This window comes from Gallibacterium genomosp. 2 (genome assembly GCF_000771895.1).
In the GTDB taxonomy this organism is placed as follows: domain Bacteria; phylum Pseudomonadota; class Gammaproteobacteria; order Enterobacterales; family Pasteurellaceae; genus Gallibacterium.
Genome location: NZ_JPXY01000005.1, coordinates 12,315 through 30,123, shown reverse-complemented (window position 1 = coordinate 30,123; position 17,809 = coordinate 12,315). Strand labels below are relative to the sequence as shown.

Sequence of the window (17,809 nt, the reverse complement as noted above, 5' to 3'; positions counted from 1 at the left end):
AAACAATGAGCCAGCAAGGAAATATTTATCAGTTTATTGATTTACCTAGGATTGACCCTCAGAAAAAATCGTTAGAACAACGTAAAACAAAATTTATTGAAATTTATCAAATTTTTGATGAATCACAGGCAAAAGCACAAGCTGATCGCTGTTTAGCCTGTGGTAATCCATATTGCCAACATCGTTGTCCGTTACATAATAATATTCCGGATTGGTTAAAGTTAACCTATGAAGGACGCATTATTGAGGCGGCGGAATTAGCACACGAAACTAATACATTACCTGAAGTATGTGGTCGAGTTTGTCCTCAGGATCGTTTGTGTGAGGGGGCCTGCACCTTAAATGCCGAATTTGGTGCGGTAACGATTGGTAATATTGAAAAATATATTACTGAAACTGCATTTGAAATGGGATGGCGACCTAAAGTCAACAATGTTGAAAAAAGCGGCAAACGGGTGGCGGTAATTGGCGCTGGTCCGGCAGGATTGGGTTGTGCAGAACAGCTGATTAGAAATGGTGTTGCTGTTACAGTTTATGAGCGTCAGGCTGAAATTGGTGGTCTGCTGACTTACGGTATTCCTGCATTTAAACTTGAAAAAGAGGTGATGAAACGCCGTCGTGAAATTTTCACAGAAATGGGAATTGAGTTTAAATTGGGAGTCAATATTGGTGAAGATATTCAGTTATCCGAGATTATTGAACAGTATGATGCCGTTTTTCTTGGGGTAGGGACTTATCAAGGAATGAAAGCCAATATTCCGAATGAAGATGCGGAAGGCGTTTATTCTGCATTGCCTTTTTTAATCGCCAATACACAGCAGTTACTAGGGCAAAACCCGGATAATTATGTTTCTATGGCTGGAAAACGTGTGGTAGTGCTGGGCGGTGGCGATACAGCAATGGATTGTGTTCGTACTTCTATACGTCAACAGGCTACTGAAGTTACTTGCGTGTATCGTCGAGATCAAGCCAATATGCCGGGAAGCCGTAAAGAGTTTATTAATGCGAAAGAAGAGGGAGTGCAGTTTCAATTTAATGCCCAACCGGTGGCAATTGCAGCAGAACCTGTTGCTGTTCATACTGAAAACGGTCGCGTTACCGGCATTGAAGTAGTGGAAACAACAATGGGTGAACCGGATCAAAATGGTCGTCGTCGAGCAGAAATCATTGAAGGTAGTGAACGTATTATTCCTTGTGATGCAGTGATCATTGCTTTCGGCTTTGCACCACATCAGATGCCGTTTCTTGTCGATGTTGGTGTTACTACCGATGCTCGAGGACGTATTGAAGCAAAAGGTGAATTTAAGCAACAAACCGCTAATCCGAAAGTATTCGCCGGTGGTGATGTAACCAGAGGTTCTGATTTAGTTGTTACCGCAATAGCGGAAGGCAGAGATGCAGCTAAAGGAATTTTGGATTATTTTGGTATTTAAATAGTCGAATAACAATATTATCTGCACTTTAAGTTTTCTTGAAGTGCAGATTTTTTATGCCGGACGGTATTATCCCTTGAAAAGGTAAATTGTCAGGTATATTTCAATTCACTTGGCTCCGTATCAAGTATTCTATAATTTCTATTATTTTAAAAGATTAATTCTATTGATTTTTATGTTATTGATTTTTAAAACTAATTAATAATGTTTGTTATTAACCTATTAATTTAATATAAGTATCCTTTTTTATAGTAAATATAATTTTTTAGTCTCATTTTTATCGTAAAAATGAAGACATCATACTATCAGGGAGAAAATATTATGAGTGAAAAATTCAAGGGGAAATGCCCGGTAACCCATCTAACCACGGATTTCGGTGCGCCGGTGGTAGATAATCAAAACAGTTTAACCGCAGGTCCTCGAGGCCCATTATTGGCACAAGATATTTGGTTACAGGAGAAGTTGGCTAATTTTGTTAGAGAAGTAATTCCTGAACGCAGAATGCACGCTAAAGGTTCTGGTGCATTCGGTACTTTTACGGTAACACACGATATTACAAAATATACTCGAGCTAAAATTTTTAGTGAAGTTGGTAAAAAAACAGAAATGTTTGCCCGTTTTACGACCGTAGCAGGTGAACGTGGAGCGGCAGATGCAGAGCGAGACATTCGAGGATTTGCTTTAAAATTTTATACTGAAGAAGGAAACTGGGATTTAGTCGGCAATAATACGCCGGTCTTTTTTATTCGTGATCCGCGTAAGTTTCCAGATTTAAATAAAGCCGTGAAACGTGATCCGCGAACAAATTTACGTTCAGCTACTTATAATTGGGATTTCTGGACATTGTTACCGGAAGCGCTTCATCAAATCACTATTGTTATGAGTGATCGTGGTATTCCGGCAAGTTATCGGCATATGAATGGTTTCGGATCACATACGTATAGTTTTATCAACGCGGAGAATGAGCGTTTTTGGGTAAAATTCCATTTTAAAACTCAACAAGGGATTAAAAATTTAACAGATGCAGAAGCGGAAGCTTTAATTGGTAAAGATCGTGAAAGCCACCAGCGTGATCTATATGAATCGATTGAGCGTGGTGATTTTCCAAAATGGACGATGTATGTCCAAATTATGCCGGAACAGGATGCAGAAAAAGTACCTTATCACCCATTTGATTTAACCAAAGTTTGGCCACATAAGGATTATCCTCTGATAGAAGTTGGTGAGTTTGAGTTAAACCGTAATCCGGAGAATTTTTTCTTAGATGTTGAGCAATCTGCATTTGCACCAAGTAATCTAGTTCCGGGAATTAGTGTTTCTCCTGATAGAATGTTGCAGGCACGTCTATTTAACTATGCAGATGCACAACGCTATCGTTTAGGTGTAAATTATCATCAAATTCCGGTGAACAGAGCACGTTGTCCGGTACATAGTAATCATCGTGATGGACAAGGTCGCGTGGATGGAAACTATGGCAGTTTGCCTCATTATGAACCGAATAGTTTTGGACAGTGGCAACAACAACCTCAATATAAAGAACCACCACTTAAAATTAACGGTGATGCGGATTTCTGGGATTATCGTGAAGATGATAATGATTATTTTAGCCAACCTCGTGCTTTGTTCCGTTTGATGACAGCAGAACAGAAGCAAGCGTTATTTGAAAATACAGCTCGAGCAATGGGCGATGCTCCTGATTTTATTAAGCAACGTCATATTGATAACTGTACGAAATGTGATCCTGAATATGGAGAAGGCGTAAGAAAAGCATTGGGCTTATAAATTTAATAAAAAATCGGGAAATGTTTCCCGATTTTTTTGAGGGTTATGTTGTTTTCAGGTTATAGAATTTGACGTTGTAACTGACCGATAATTTGAGGGTTTTCCAAAGTTGAAACATCTTGTGTAATCATTTCATTTTTCGCAATAGAACGTAGTAGGCGACGCATAATTTTGCCGGATCGAGTTTTCGGCAAATTGTCGGCAAAACGAATATCTTCAGGTCGGGCAATTTTACCGATTTCTTGAGATACCCATAATTTCAATTCTTCTGCCACCTGTTTGGCTTCATCATCGTCAATGGTTGCCTGATTAAGCACCACAAATGCCACAATTGATTCACCTTTAATTTCATCTGGTTTACCAACCACTGCCGCTTCGGCTACTTTTTCATTTGCCACTAATGCAGATTCAATTTCCATTGTACCTAAACGGTGACCAGAAACGTTAATAACATCATCCGTTCTTCCTAAAATCCAGAAATAACCATCTTCATCACGATAGGCAGTATCGCCGGTTACATAATATTTACCTCCTAACTCTTCAGGGAAATAGGTTTTCTTATAACGTTCATCGTCATTCCAAATAGTACGAACCATACAAGGGAAAGGGCGTTTAATCACTAATAAGCCACCTTTACCTTTTTCAATTTTTTCACCTTGTTCATTGACAACGTCCGCCATAATACCCGGTTGAGGTAGAGCACAAGAACCCGGTTTTAATGGGTTAATACCAGGTAATGGTGATAACATAATTGTACCGGTTTCAGTTTGCCACCAAGTATCGACAATAGGGCATTTACCTTTTCCAATCACTTCGTGATACCACATCCAGGCAGACGGGTTAATCGGTTCACCTGCCGTACCAAGTAAACGCAATGAAGAGAGAGCATATTTTTTCGGAATTTGATCGCCGAAACGTGTTAACGAGCGAAGTAAAGTGGGTGAAGTATGGAAAACGGTTACTTTATGACGTTGAATAATACGCCAAATACGTCCTGCATCCGGATAACTTGGCACACCTTCATACAACACTTGGGTTGCACCGCTTGAAAGCGGGCCATAACAGACTAATGAGTGACCAGTAATCCAACCTACATCAGCGGTACACCAAAATACATCGTTAGGTTTATAATCCATCAAATTGCGGAAGTGATGAATAACCACTAATAAATAACCGGCAGTGCTATGAACAATGCCTTTTGGTTTACCGGTTGACCCTGAGGTATACAGAATAAATAATGGATCTTCTGCATCCATCCATTCAGGTTCGCAGAAATCAGGTTGATGCATTGTTAATTCGTGCCACCAAAAATCACGTTCTTCATTCCACGGAGTGTCAACATTTAAACGGTAATAAACAATGACTTTTTCAACAGATTTTCAGCCGATTTCCAATGATTCGTCAACAATCTCTTTTAATGGAATAATTCTACCGCCGCGTAAGCTACCATTAGCAGTAATCACCATTTTAGCCTGAGCATCTTCAATACGATCACGTAAAGCACTGGCGGAGAAACCACCGAATACGACAGAGTGAATTGCTCCGATTCTTGCACACGCTTGCATTGCAATCACCGCTTCAACGATCATCGGCATATAAATAATTACGCGATCACCTTTTTTGATACCTTGTTCACGTAAAGCGTTGGCAAAACGACAGACGCGATTGTGTAGCTGTTTATAGGTGTAAGTATTGACCTGACCAAAATCAGATTCAAACAAAATCGCAATTTTGTCGCCTTTATCCGGTAAATGGCGATCCAAACAGTTCCAAGAAACATTGAGTTTTCCATCAATAAACCATTTATAAAACGGCGCATTGCTGCCGTCAAACGGCGTTACAAACGGTTTTTTCCAACTGATGAGTTCTCGTGCCAGATCTGCCCAATAATTCACATAATCCTTATCGGCAAAATCCCATAATTGTTGGTATTTCTCGTCATCGCCAATATTTGCCTGTTGACGGAAGTCATTACTTGGCGGGAAAACACGAGTTTCTTTAAGAACAGAATCTATTTGCTGCATAATCATCTCCTTTATCGATGGTGGATAAAAAAAGCGATGCACTGCTGACGAATCGCCAAATATTTTTGCCTTTGTTTTTATTACGTTATATAAAAGTTAAAAAATGATCAAATAAAAGTTAATTAAATTTTGGTATATAGATCACATTTTTAAAAAATGTGATTAAAAAGAAATAAAAATAAATCTTTAAAAAAGGATATTAACGCTAAAGAGTTAATAAAAAAATATTGGTTTTATTGTTTTATCTTTATGAATTTATTGATTTTATTTTTATTAATAAACTAGATTAATCAAATTTAATAGCAAATTTTAAACAAATTTAATAAATGTTAATTTTTATTTTTTATTAAAAATATGTTTCAAACAAATAAATTAAAATGCTACATTCTTTGTGTATAGAAATTATACATACCCAAATTTAACTTTATTTTGAGGATATATGTATGAACAGTGCAGGTAAAAAATTTAGAGAAGTTTTAAAGCAAACATCACCATTACAAATTGTTGGAACTATTAACGCTTATCAGGCTTTGCAGGCAACGAGAGTGGGGCATAAAGCAATCTATTTATCAGGTGGTGGGATTGCCAATGCCTCTTATGGATTACCGGATTTGGGAATGACAATGATCGAAGATGTTTGTGTTGATATCAGACGTATTACCGCAGTTTGTGATACACCGTTGATTGTCGATGCAGATACCGGTTGGGGGCACGCATTTAATGTTGCTAGAACAGTTAAAGAATTTATCAGAGCAGGAGCAGCCGGTTTACATATTGAGGATCAGGTTGCGGCGAAACGATGTGGCCATAGACCGAATAAAGAATTGGTTTTCACAGAAGAAATGTGTGATCGCATCAAAGCGGCAGTGGATGCAAAACAACAATTGGATCCGGACTTTTTTATTATAGCGAGAACAGATGCGCACGCTAGTGAAGGTCAGGAAGCAGCAATTTCTCGTGCTAAAGCTTATGTTGAGGCTGGAGCGGATGCGATTTTTGCGGAAGCAATTCATACGTTGGAAGAGTACAAACAGTTTGTTGAGGCGGTAAAGGTACCGGTTTTAGCCAATATTACCGAATTCGGTGCAACACCTTTATTTACAGTGGATGAGTTGGCTTCGGTTGGTGTGTCGATGGTGCTGTATCCATTATCTGCATTTCGAGCAATGAATAAAGCTGCATTACACGTTTATCAAGAATTGAAAGAGAAAGGAACACAAAAGGATGTGTTGGATACCATGCAAACAAGGATGGAATTATACGATATGTTGAATTATCACGCTTATGAGCAAAAAATGGACGAATTATTTTCCAAAGGCAAAGCTAAGTAGTTGAGAAGTAAGGCTTTCTATCTGAAATTCATCAAATGCTACTAAGGGGGCAAAAATGAGTGGTTTAGCGGGCATTACCGCAGGAAGTTCTGCAATCTGTACATGTGGATTAGGAAATGGTTTGAATTATCGTGGATATGCGATACAGGATCTGGCATTAAAAGCGGATTTTGAAGAAGTCGCTTATCTTCTTTTAGTTGGCGAATTACCTAATCAGAAACAATTAAATGACTTTAGAAGAAAAATTATTGCTGCAAGAGAGTTACCGATTGCAGTTAAGAATGTACTTAAGTCAATTCCGGCTTCTTCCCATCCAATGGATGTTATGCGAACAGCAACCTCTGCATTGGGGTGTGTTGAACCGGAAAAAGAGGATTTTTCAGATCAATTACCGAAAGCGATTCGCTTATTAGGTGCGCTCCCTTCTTTTCTTATCTTATCTATTGGCATCACTGGCATAAGCACGGTAAGGAGATCGATCTGATTTCCGAGCAAACTACAATGGCAGGTTATATCTTAGAAAGATTAAAAGTGAAAAAACCGTTAGATATTGAAGTTAAAGCAATGAATGCAATGTTAACGCTTTATGCTGAACACGAATTCAATGCCTCTACCTTTGCCAACAGAATTGCGGCTTCTACTTTATCCGATATTTATTCCTGCATCACTGCTGGTATTGCTGCCTTAAAAGGACGCTTACACGGTGGTGCTAATGAAGTTGCGGTTAAATTTGTATTGTAATTTGATAGCGTGGAACAAGCGTTAAAATCCGTTGACGAACTCTTTGCCAGAAAAGAAAAAATTATGGGATTCGGTCATCGCGTTTATCGTGATTTGGATCCAAGATCACCGGTCGGGTTTGAGTTGGCTTCAGAATTGAAAGAGTTGGAAACGTCTGATCCGAAATTATTTGATATTGCTAAAGCGATTCGTGACAAAGTAAAAGCGGAAAAAGGTTTACCGGATAATATCGATTTCTTTGGTGGTTTAATTTATCACTATATGGAAATTGAACGTTTATATTATACGCCGTTATTTATTATGTCTCGTGCCGCAGGTTGGGCTGCACACGCATTTGAACAAAGAGCAAATAATAAAATTATTCGACCTAATTCTGAATATACCGGCCCGGCACCAAGAGCATTTATTCCTTTATCAGAAAGAGAATAAAGCTAAAATTAAGTTAGCAGTTTTGCTAACTTAATTTATCGTGATTTGTGGTACAGGGTAATAATGACATTACCCTGAAAAGTCCGATTAAAAATAAAATGATCCGCTGTGAACAATAATGAAAGCAATCTGTGGAGATCACGATGAACAATAAAAAATATCTCAAAGATTTACCGGATATGCCCGGTGTTAAATATTATGATATTAAATCGGCGATAGAAGATATTTCCCCTCATTCATTTTCTAAATTAAATTATACTTCAAGAGTGTTGGCAGAAAATTTATTAAGAAAATGTCCTGAAGAAGATTTAAAAGATTCTCTGATTCAATTAATAGAAAAAAGAACGGATAAAGATTTTCCTTGGTATCCCTCTCGTGTGATTTGTCATGATATTTTAGGATTAACTGCATTTGTTGATTTGGCAGGACTACGTGAGGCAGTTGCGGAAAAAGGTGGCGACGCTAAAAAAGTGAATCCGGTAGTGCCGACACAACTTATTGTAGATCATTCCCTTGCAGTCGAGTGTGGCGGATATGATCCGGATGCCTTTAGAAAAAATCGTGAAATTGAAGATAGACGAAATGCAGACAGATTTCATTTTATCAATTGGGTAAAACAAGCTTTTAATAATGTGGATGTGATTCCACCGGGCAATGGTATTATGCATCAAATTAATTTGGAAAAAATGTCACCGGTTATCCACTTAAATGATGGCGTTGCTTCTCCCGATACGCTAGTTGGAACAGATTCACATACACCTCACGTTGATGCTCTAGGCGTTATCGCCGTTGGTGTGGGCGGTTTGGAAGCAGAAAATGTGATGCTGGGAAATCCTTCCTATATGAGAGTGCCGGAAATTATTGGTGTTGAAATTACAGGTACTCGGGCAGCAGGAATTACAGCAACCGATATTGCATTATCATTAACTTCGTTTTTAAGACAAAATAATGTGATTTCCGATTATTTAGAATTTTATGGTTCAGGCATTAAATATTTAAATTTAGGTGATCGGGCTACTATTGCTAATATGACACCTGAATATGGAGCAAGCGCCGGTATTTTTGCTATTGATGAACAGACGCTCACCTATTTAAGAACAACCGGCAGAGAAGAAAAGCAAGTCAAATTGGTAGAAGCCTATGCCAAAGCGAATGGGTTATGGGCGGATAGTTTAAGTGACGCCACTTATGCACGAACCTTAAAATTTGATTTAAGTTCAGTTGTAAGAAGTTTGGCTGGACCATCGAAGCCGCATAAATTAGTGCCGACGACAACATTAAAAGCAGAAGGTATTGCCAAACCATTACCACCAAAAGACGATAAACTTCCGGATGGTGCTATTTTAATTGCTGCTATTACTTCCTGCACTAATACTTCCAATCCGCGTAATATTATTGCTGCAGCATTGGTCGCGAAAAAGGCCAATCAGCTTGGTTTGAAGAGAGAACCGTGGGTAAAATCCTCATTAGCACCAGGCTCTAGAGTGATAGAAGTTTATCTCAAAGCCGCTGGGTTATTGCCGGAATTAGAAAAATTAGGATTCGGTATAGTTGGTTTTGCTTGTACTACTTGTAATGGGATGTCTGGTGCACTTGATCCGAAAATTCAACAGGAAGTGCTTGAGAGAAATATTTATTCCACAGCCGTATTATCCGGCAATAGAAATTTTGACGGTAGAATTCACCCTTATGTTAAAGAAGCATTTTTGGCATCACCAGCATTAGTAGTCGCTTATGCATTGGTGGGAACAATTCGGTTTGATATTGAAAATGATGAATTAGGTAAGGATGCGGCTGGAAACAGTATTAAATTAGCGGATTTATGGCCTACGGACGAAGAGATCGATACGATTGAGAAAAAATACGTTAGACCGGAAATGTATAATGATGTTTATATTCCAATGTTTATTAAAGATGACAGCAACAGAAAAGATATGAGCCTGTTTTATCCTTGGAATAAACAATCCACCTATATTCAGAAACCGCCGTATTGGCAAGCGGAATATATGCAAATGCCGGCATTGAAAGGAATGAGAGCGTTGGGTGTTTTCCCAGATAACATTACAACCGATCATTTGTCGCCATCGAATGCAATTTTGCCTACTTCTGCATCGGGCGAATATTGCTTAAAAATGGGGTTGCCAGTTGCCGATTTAAATTCATATGCCACTCACCGCGGCGATCACAATACCGCATTGCGAGCAACTCTAGCGAATCCAAAATTATTTAATGAAATGGTCAAAAATGCAGATGGCAGTGTTAAACAGGGATCGCTCACTAAAATTATGCCTGAAGGCAAAGAATCCAGAATGTGGGAAGCGATAGAACATTATATGGCGAAAAAACAGCCTTTAATTATCATTGCCGGCATCAATTATGGACAGGGCAGTTCACGTGACTGGGCAGCAAAAGGGGTGAGATTGGCTGGTGTTGAAGTGGTGATTGCCGAATCAATAGAGCGGATTCACCGCACGAATTTAGTTGGAATGGGGGTATTACCATTGCAATTTAAAGCCGGTGACTCTCGCCATACTTATGCTATTGATGGTAGTGAACTGTTTGATATTGAAGGTGAAATCTCGCCAAGATGTGATTTAACTGTCGTGATGACAAGAAGTAATGGCGAAGTGGTTAAATTCCCTGTTTTATGTAGATTGGATACATCGACTGAAGTTGAGGTGTATAAAAACGGTGGCATTTTGCAGAAATTTGCGAAAGATGTTGTCAATGCACAATAAATAGTAATCCGAAAACAATAAATAAACTATTTTGTTTTAAGGTGGAAATCTATGAGTGAGTATAAACCGCAAATTAAAATCAGAGCGACCTATATGCGTGGTGGCACTTCAAAAGGTACATTTATCAATATAGCGGATCTGCCCGAAGAGGTACGGCAAGATCCTAAAAAACGGGATAAATTGGTACAACGAATTGTAGGTAGTCCAGATCTCTATAAACAACAAATAGATGGAATGGGGGGCGCAACTTCTTCTACATCTAAGGTTGTGTTGGTTGGAAAAAGCACAGTTGCTAACCACGATGTCGATTACTATTTTTGTCAAGTCGCTATTGATAAAGATGTTGTTGATATGAGTGGTAATTGTGGCAATTTGTCCAGTGCAGTAGGGGCTTTTGCCATTAAAGAAGGTTTGGTGGAGAATGTTCCGGAAAATGGAGTTTGTTGCGTAAGAATTTGGCAGGCTAATATCAAGAAAACGATTTTTTGCTATGTCAGAATGGTTAATGGTGTAGTGAAAGAAATCGGAGATTATTATATTGACGGAGTTGCTTTTCCTGCAGAAGAGATTGTGCTGGAATTTGCTGAACCGGTCGATCCGAATGAGGCGTTATTCCCAACCGGCAATTTGGTTGATACCTTAGAGGTGCCGGAAATCGGTACGCTTCAAGCGACGTTAATCACTGCCGGCATTCCGACCGTTTTTGTCAATGCTGATGAAATCGGTTATACAGGAACGGAATTGCAGAGTGATATTAATGGTGATCAAGCGGCATTAGATCGATTTGAACGCATTAGAATTGCCGTCGCTTTGAAAATGGGCTTGATTGCCAATGAGAAAGAGGCTGAATCCAAACAGCATACGCCTAAAATTGCCTTTGTCGCACCGGCAAAAGATTTTATTACTTCAAGCGGTAAAGAGGTAAAAGCGGATAGCATTGATCTGCTTGTGCGAGCGTTATCTATGCAAAAATTGCATCACGCAATGATGGGAACAGCTTCTGTTGCAATTGGTGTTGCTGCTTGCATTCCTGGAACTTTGGTTAATCTGGCAGCTGGTGGGGGTGAGAAAAAAAGCGTTACTTTCGGACATCCATCAGGTGCTTTAAAAGTAGGAGCAATCATTGAAAATCAAAATGGTAAGCCAGTTGTGAAAAGTGCAATATTAAGTCGTAGTGCTAGAATTCTGATGGAAGGATATGTGTTTGTGCCGGCAGACACTTTCTGAATCTTTTAAAGCCGATAAAGCCGAGTGTTTATGCTCGGCTTCCAATATAAATCTAATTATCAATCATATTTGGGTTAATATTTGAACTCATTTCTTACTTATTTTTGTAAATTTTCTCATTCTAACAAAAATTTTTTCAAAAATGTGATCTATGTATCAAACATTTTATTAACTTTAAATTGCTTATTTTTTAACTTTTGTATAACTTAAAAGTTTCATTGGCGATTCGTAATGTGGTGCATCGCTTGCTTATCCATCAATAGAGGAGAAGAACCCTATGCAACAATTAGATTCAATTTTAAAAGAAGATCGAGTTTTTCCACCAAGTGATGAATTTCGACAACAAGCGAATATCGGCAATGATGAACAGTACCGACAATTATGGAAATTTGCAGATGAAGATTACCTACATTATTGGGCAGATTTGGCTAGAGAATTAATTAGTTGGAAAAAACCGTTTATGACTATTTTTGATGGCAGTAATGCACCGTTTTATAAATGGTTTATTGATGGCAAACTTAATGCCTCATATAACTGCTTGGATCGTCATCTTCCAGATAAAGGCAATAAAGTTGCTCTTATTTTTGAATCAGATTTCGGTCAGGTCAATACTTACACCTATAAACAACTACATAACCGTGTTTGTCGGTTTGCTAATGCACTGCGTGAACAAGGAGTGAAAAAAGGTGACCGTATTGTGATTTATATGCCAATGTTAGCAGAGGCTGTGATTGCAATGCAGGCGTGTGCCCGAATCGGTGCTATCCATTCCGTTGTTTTCGGAGGATTTTCAGCAAGTGCTTTGCGTGATCGTATTGAAGATGCTCAGGCTAAAATGGTGATTACAGCTAATGGAGGCTTACGTGGTGGAAAAATTATCCCATTAAAAGAAACGGTAGATAGTGCGCTTGAAATGGGATGTGATTCAATTGAAAAAGTAATCGTCTATTATCGTTTAAATATCGATACTCCGTGGCAAGAGGGGCGCGATCTTTGGTGGCACGAACTTTCTAAAGATCAACCGGATTTTTGTGAACCAGAGTGGATGGATGCGGAAGAACCACTTTTTATTCTTTATACTTCTGGCTCAACCGGAAAACCAAAAGGCATTGTTCATAGCACTGCCGGTTATTTATTAGGCGCACTTAACAGCTTCCGTAATATTTTTGATAACAAAGCGGATGATGTGTATTGGTGTAGTGCCGATGTGGGCTGGATCACTGGTCACTCTTATGTTTGTTACGGGCCTTTGGCAAATGGTGCAACGCAAGTGATTTATGAAGGTGTACCGAGTTATCCGGATGCAGGTCGTATTTGGCGTATTATTCAGCGTCATAAAGTGAATGTTTTCTACACTTCTCCAACCTTAATTCGTTCATTGACACGTTTCGGTGATCATATCCCTAAGAAATATGATCTCTCCTCACTGCGTTTATTAGGTAGTGTTGGTGAACCGATTAACCCATCGGCTTGGATGTGGTTTTATCAGGTTATTGGTAAGGAGAGATGTCCTATTGTAGATACTTGGTGGCAAACGGAAACAGGTTCAATTATGTTATCGCCTTTACCGGGAGTTACTGCGTTGAAACCAGGTTCTTGTACATTACCGCAACCGGGTATTATGGCAGATGTCGTTGATGAAGAGGGCAATAAAGTTACGAATGGTAATGGCGGTATGTTAGTGATTAAACGTCCGTTCCCGTCAATGTTACGCACTATTTGGAATGACGATGAACGTTATAAGAGAACCTATTTCCCTGAAGAGTTGGGTGGCAAATACTATGTTGCCGGAGACTCCGCACATCGTGATGAAGATGGTTATTTCTGGATTTTAGGACGAACGGATGATGTATTGAATGTTTCTGGTCACCGTTTAGGCACAATGGAAATTGAATCTGCATTAGTAGCGAATGAAAAAGTTGCCGAAGCAGCGGTAGTTGGTAAACCGGATGAAATTAAAGGTGAATCGATAGTAGCGTTTGTAGTGCTTAATCAAGCTTTCATTGATGATGATGAAGCAAAACAAGTGGCAGAAGAGTTGAAACAGTGGGTATCTCAAGAAATCGGTAAAATAGCACGACCTGAAGATATTCGCTTTGCTGACAACTTGCCAAAAACTCGTTCCGGCAAGATTATGCGCCGTCTATTGCGTTCTATTGCGAAAAATGAAGTGATTACCCAAGATGTTTCTACTTTAGAAAATCCGCAAATTATTGGACAGCTACAACGGCAAATTCTGTAATATTTAACGATATAACGCCCTGATTATTCAGGGCTTTTTTGTGTAAGCAACAAATTTTTATGCGCATTAAACAGCAGATATTATAACAAAAATCATCAATATTCTTTTTAGTTATAAAATATAGCCAATAACCATTATTCATATGTGTAAGTTAAGAGTAATCTAAGTCTATTCAAATAGATAAAACAGATTATTTAGGAGCAATTATGACTATTTATGCAGACAATTCATTAAGTATCGGGCATACACCGTTAGTGTGTTTACAACACTTTGGTCAAAATGGAAATCTAGTAGTAAAAGTAGAAGGTAGAAATCCAAGTTTTAGTGTGAAATGCCGTATCGGTGCCAATATGGTTTGGCAGGCGGAAAAAGATGGCATTCTCACCAAAGATAAAGAAATTATTGATGCAACCAGCGGTAATACCGGTATTGCTCTTGCTTATGTTGCAGCGGCAAGAGGCTACAAAATTACTATCACAATGCCAGAAACAATGAGTAATGAACGCAAAAAATTGCTTAAAAGTTTAGGTGTAAACCTTGTATTGACTGAAGGCACAAAAGGAATGAAAGGGGCGATAGCTAAAGCGGAAGAAATTTTGAATTCTGATCCTAATCGCTATGTAATGCTAAAACAGTTTGAAAATCCCGCTAACCCTGCGATTCACCGTCAGACTACTGGCCCAGAAATTTGGAACGATAGTGAAGGTAAAATTGATGTTTTAGTTGCTGGCGTGGGAACAGGCGGTACAATTACCGGTATTTCTCAATACATCAAATTAGATCAAAAGAAAAATATTGTATCGGTAGCGGTTGAACCGGAAGAGTCACCGGTGATCAGTCAATATCTTGCCGGTGAAGAATTGAAACCGGGCCTACACAAAATCCAAGGTATCGGCGCCGGCTTTATTCCCAAAAATCTTGATTTATCCTTAATTGACCGTGTGGAAAAAGTGGATAGCGATACCGCAATTAAAACTGCACGTAAATTATTGGAAAAAGAGGGCTTATTAGTTGGCATTTCTTCCGGTGCGGCAGTGGCGGCAGCTGATCGTTTGGCAAAATTACCAGAGTTTAAAGATAAATTAATTGTAGCAATTTTGCCTTCTGCAGCGGAACGTTATTTAAGTACCCCTCTTTTCGCTGATATTGAAATTTAATTAATTATAAAATAATCATTCAGACTGCTTTAATAGCAGTCTGTCTTTTTATATCTGCAATGCTCACAAATTGCTTAAGTAAAATTAAAACTTTGTAATACCGACAAAGGGAAACGTTTTCCGGCAATGTAATCTTGTAATGCTTGCCAAACCAACGGATTACGAGCAGCATTACCGGGTTGTTGAATATAATGCTGAAACTCATCAATTGTTAGCCATAATGCACCGTTGATGTCTTTGTCGTGCGGTTGTGTTTCCAGACATTTTTCTAATTCGACAATAAAAACAAAACGGAAATAGTCTTTTCCTGAACGAGGAGCGTGCCATTGATAAACGCCTAGTAATTGTTGCATTTCAGCGGTTATACCGGTTTCTTCAAACAGCTCACGTTTTGCGCCTTCTAATAAAGTTTCATTCTCTTCAAGATGACCAGCGGGTTGATTGAGTGTCATCTTGCCATATTCAAACTCTTCAACAAATAAAAACTTATCCTGACAATGCACAACGCAAGCCATTGTAATACGTGGATTTAACATAGTTGCTCCTTAATTTTAAGTTTTAATCGAGTCAATAATTGTTTTATTTCGTTCGGATTTAATGAATAACTGCAGCCAAGTTGTAGTTGAGGAAAATTGAAAAGATTCAAACCAGCGGTTGCTATGCGGATTAGTCGTAAAGTTGGGTAACCGATATGTGCAGTCATTCTCCGAACTTGACGATTTCTGCCTTCGTGAATAGAGATCTCTAACCAGCTGGTTGGAATAGTTTTTCGTTCCCTAATTGGCGGATTGCGTTGCCATAAATTTTGTGGTGGTGGAATTAATTTGACTATTGCTGGTAATGTTTTCCCATCTTTCAAAATGACACCTTGCCGTAACGATTCAAGATCTTGTTCGGACGGGATACCTTCTACTTGAACCCAGTAAGTTTTTTTCGATTTAAATGCCGGTGTGGTTAATCGATGTTGAATTTCGCCACAGTTAGTTAATAACAGTAAACCTTCGCTATCACGATCCAAACGTCCGCAAGGATAGATATCAGGAATATGAATAAAATTTTTTAATGTTTTGCGCCCTTGTTCATCAGTGAATTGTGTCAATACGTCGTATGGTTTATTAAAAAGCACCACTTTTATTTGTTCTAACTGCAATTTTGGCTTTTCAGTGCGCCGATAACCTGTTTTTTTATGATGGGGATAAAATTTTTTCATAATAGTTTTTAAAAAAATGTTAAAAATGTGATGTAGTTAACTTGTCTATTATGCAGTTTATTTTATACTAAAAGCCGTTTTCTGTATTACTGATTGCATTTACTTTTGCAAAGGGCAAAGACAATCAGCGATTTTCTTTTTTTCTAACTGAAAAGGGCAAATTATGCAAACTCATATCCAAAAACCAACTCAAGGCGAAAAAATTCAACTTAATGCAAATGGTCAATTAATTGTTCCAGATCAACCGATTATTCCTTTTATCGAGGGGGATGGTATTGGGGTTGATGTTACGCCGGCAATGAAAAAAGTGATTGATGCTGCTGTTGAAAAGGCTTACGGCGGTAAACGTAAAATTCAATGGATGGAAATTTATGCTGGTGGTAAAGCAAATCAATTATATGGTGGTGATACTTGGCTACCAGATGAAACCGTTGCGGCAATTCGTGAATATCACGTTGCAATTAAAGGGCCTTTGATGACACCAGTTGGTGGCGGTATTCGTTCTTTGAATGTGGCGATGCGTCAAGGTTTGGATCTTTATAACTGCTTGCGTCCTATTCGTTATTATGATGGCACGCCAAGTCCGGTTAAACATCCTGAATTGGTTGATATGGTGATTTTCCGTGAAAACTCTGAAGATATTTATGCCGGAATCGAGTGGGTTGCCGGTTCAGCAGAAGCTAATAAGGTGATTGAGTTTTTACAAAAAGAGATGGGCGTGAAGAAAATTCGTTTCCCTGAAGATTGCGGAATTGGGGTTAAACCGGTTTCAAAACAGGGTACACAACGTTTAGTGCGTGCCGCATTGCAGTATGTGATTGATAACAATCGTGATTCTTTAACTATTGTACATAAAGGTAATATTATGAAATTTACCGAAGGTGCATTTAAAGAGTGGGGTTACCAAGTGGCTGAGGAGTTCGGCGCAACTTTAATTGATAAAGGCCCGTGGATGAAATTGACTAATCCGAAAACCGGCAAAGAAATCGTGATTAAAGATTGTATCGCAGATGCTTTCTTGCAGGAAGTGCTTCTTCATCCGACAGAATATGATGTCATTGCAACATTGAACTTGAATGGTGACTATATTTCAGATGCGTTAGCGGCTCAAGTGGGCGGTATCGGTATTGCACCGGGAGCAAATATTGGTACAGAAGCAGCGATTTTTGAAGCAACTCACGGTACTGCTCCGAAAATTGCCGGTAAAAATATCGGTAATCCGGGATCATTGATTTTAAGCGGTGAAATGATGCTTCGTCATTTAGGCTGGTTTGAAGCTGCAGATTTGGTGGTGAATGCCGTTTCTAAAACGATTGCCAATAAGACCGTAACAGCAGATTTTGCAGATATGTTGGAAGGTGCAACTTTGCGTTCTACCGATGGCTTTGCTGATGATATTATTGCCAATATGGCATAAGCACTTCGCTAAATTTATATCGTTTGAAAAAAAGTCTTGTTTTTACTAAATGAAAGCAAGACTTTTTGTTTTGGTAAA

The 17,809-nt window shown here is 38.7% G+C and carries 11 protein-coding genes and 2 pseudogenes; 10 read left to right on the top strand and 3 right to left on the bottom strand.

Going from position 1 to position 17,809, the window contains the following annotated elements; translation table 11 throughout:
* Positions 1-5: 5 nt before the first annotated feature.
* Complete coding sequence (locus P375_RS00705) at positions 6-1,433, top strand: FAD-dependent oxidoreductase (protein ID WP_039133200.1); 1,428 nt, start codon at positions 6-8, stop codon at positions 1,431-1,433.
* A 321-nt stretch (positions 1,434-1,754) separates the two neighbouring features.
* A complete protein-coding gene (locus P375_RS00700) occupies positions 1,755-3,215 on the top strand; it encodes a catalase (RefSeq protein WP_039133197.1) in 1,461 nt (486 codons plus the stop codon).
* A 59-nt stretch (positions 3,216-3,274) separates the two neighbouring features.
* Here the strand turns inward: P375_RS00700 and acs (P375_RS00695) are convergent.
* Positions 3,275-5,239: pseudogene (acs, locus tag P375_RS00695) on the bottom strand (acetate--CoA ligase).
* Between the two features lie 443 nt (positions 5,240-5,682).
* On the opposite strand from acs (P375_RS00695), the gene prpB reads away from it, so the two are divergent.
* The 7 genes and pseudogenes from prpB (at position 5,683) to cysK (ending at position 15,104) form a co-directional block, all read left to right on the top strand.
* Positions 5,683-6,570: a methylisocitrate lyase gene (prpB, locus tag P375_RS00690; RefSeq protein WP_039133193.1), complete on the top strand. Its 888-nt coding sequence runs from the start codon at positions 5,683-5,685 to the stop codon at positions 6,568-6,570.
* Positions 6,571-6,625: 55 nt separating this feature from the next.
* Positions 6,626-7,054: a citrate/2-methylcitrate synthase gene (locus tag P375_RS12680; RefSeq protein WP_234702172.1), complete on the top strand. Its 429-nt coding sequence runs from the start codon at positions 6,626-6,628 to the stop codon at positions 7,052-7,054.
* A gap of 17 nt (positions 7,055-7,071) precedes the next feature.
* Positions 7,072-7,740, top strand: a pseudogene (locus P375_RS12940) (citrate/2-methylcitrate synthase).
* A gap of 143 nt (positions 7,741-7,883) precedes the next feature.
* The gene (acnD, locus tag P375_RS00680; RefSeq protein ID WP_039133191.1) at positions 7,884-10,478 is read left to right on the top strand and encodes a Fe/S-dependent 2-methylisocitrate dehydratase AcnD; all 2,595 of its coding nucleotides are present in this window, start codon (positions 7,884-7,886) and stop codon (positions 10,476-10,478) included.
* 51 nt (positions 10,479-10,529) lie between these two features.
* The gene (gene prpF / locus P375_RS00675; protein WP_039133189.1) at positions 10,530-11,705 is read left to right on the top strand and encodes a 2-methylaconitate cis-trans isomerase PrpF; all 1,176 of its coding nucleotides are present in this window, start codon (positions 10,530-10,532) and stop codon (positions 11,703-11,705) included.
* Positions 11,706-11,982: 277 nt separating this feature from the next.
* Positions 11,983-13,947, top strand: coding sequence for an acetate--CoA ligase (gene acs / locus P375_RS00670; protein WP_039133187.1), 1,965 nt, complete (start codon positions 11,983-11,985; stop codon positions 13,945-13,947).
* Between the two features lie 206 nt (positions 13,948-14,153).
* Positions 14,154-15,104 carry a cysteine synthase A gene (cysK, locus tag P375_RS00665; protein ID WP_039133185.1) on the top strand — a complete coding sequence of 317 codons (951 nt, stop codon included), beginning with the start codon at positions 14,154-14,156 and terminating at the stop codon, positions 15,102-15,104.
* 74 nt (positions 15,105-15,178) lie between these two features.
* Here cysK and P375_RS00660 read toward each other — a convergent pair whose 3' ends face one another.
* Positions 15,179-15,640: an NUDIX hydrolase gene (locus P375_RS00660; protein WP_039133177.1), complete on the bottom strand. Its 462-nt coding sequence runs from the start codon at positions 15,638-15,640 to the stop codon at positions 15,179-15,181.
* A complete protein-coding gene (locus tag P375_RS00655) occupies positions 15,634-16,314 on the bottom strand; it encodes a pseudouridine synthase (protein WP_039133174.1) in 681 nt (226 codons plus the stop codon). Before P375_RS00655 ends, P375_RS00660 begins: the two co-directional genes overlap by 7 nt.
* Positions 16,315-16,477: 163 nt before the next feature.
* Between P375_RS00655 and icd the strand changes: the two genes are divergently transcribed.
* Positions 16,478-17,731 (top strand): NADP-dependent isocitrate dehydrogenase, encoded by a 1,254-nt coding sequence (gene icd, locus P375_RS00650; protein ID WP_039133171.1) that lies wholly within the window; start codon positions 16,478-16,480, stop codon positions 17,729-17,731.
* Positions 17,732-17,809: the final 78 nt, after the last annotated feature.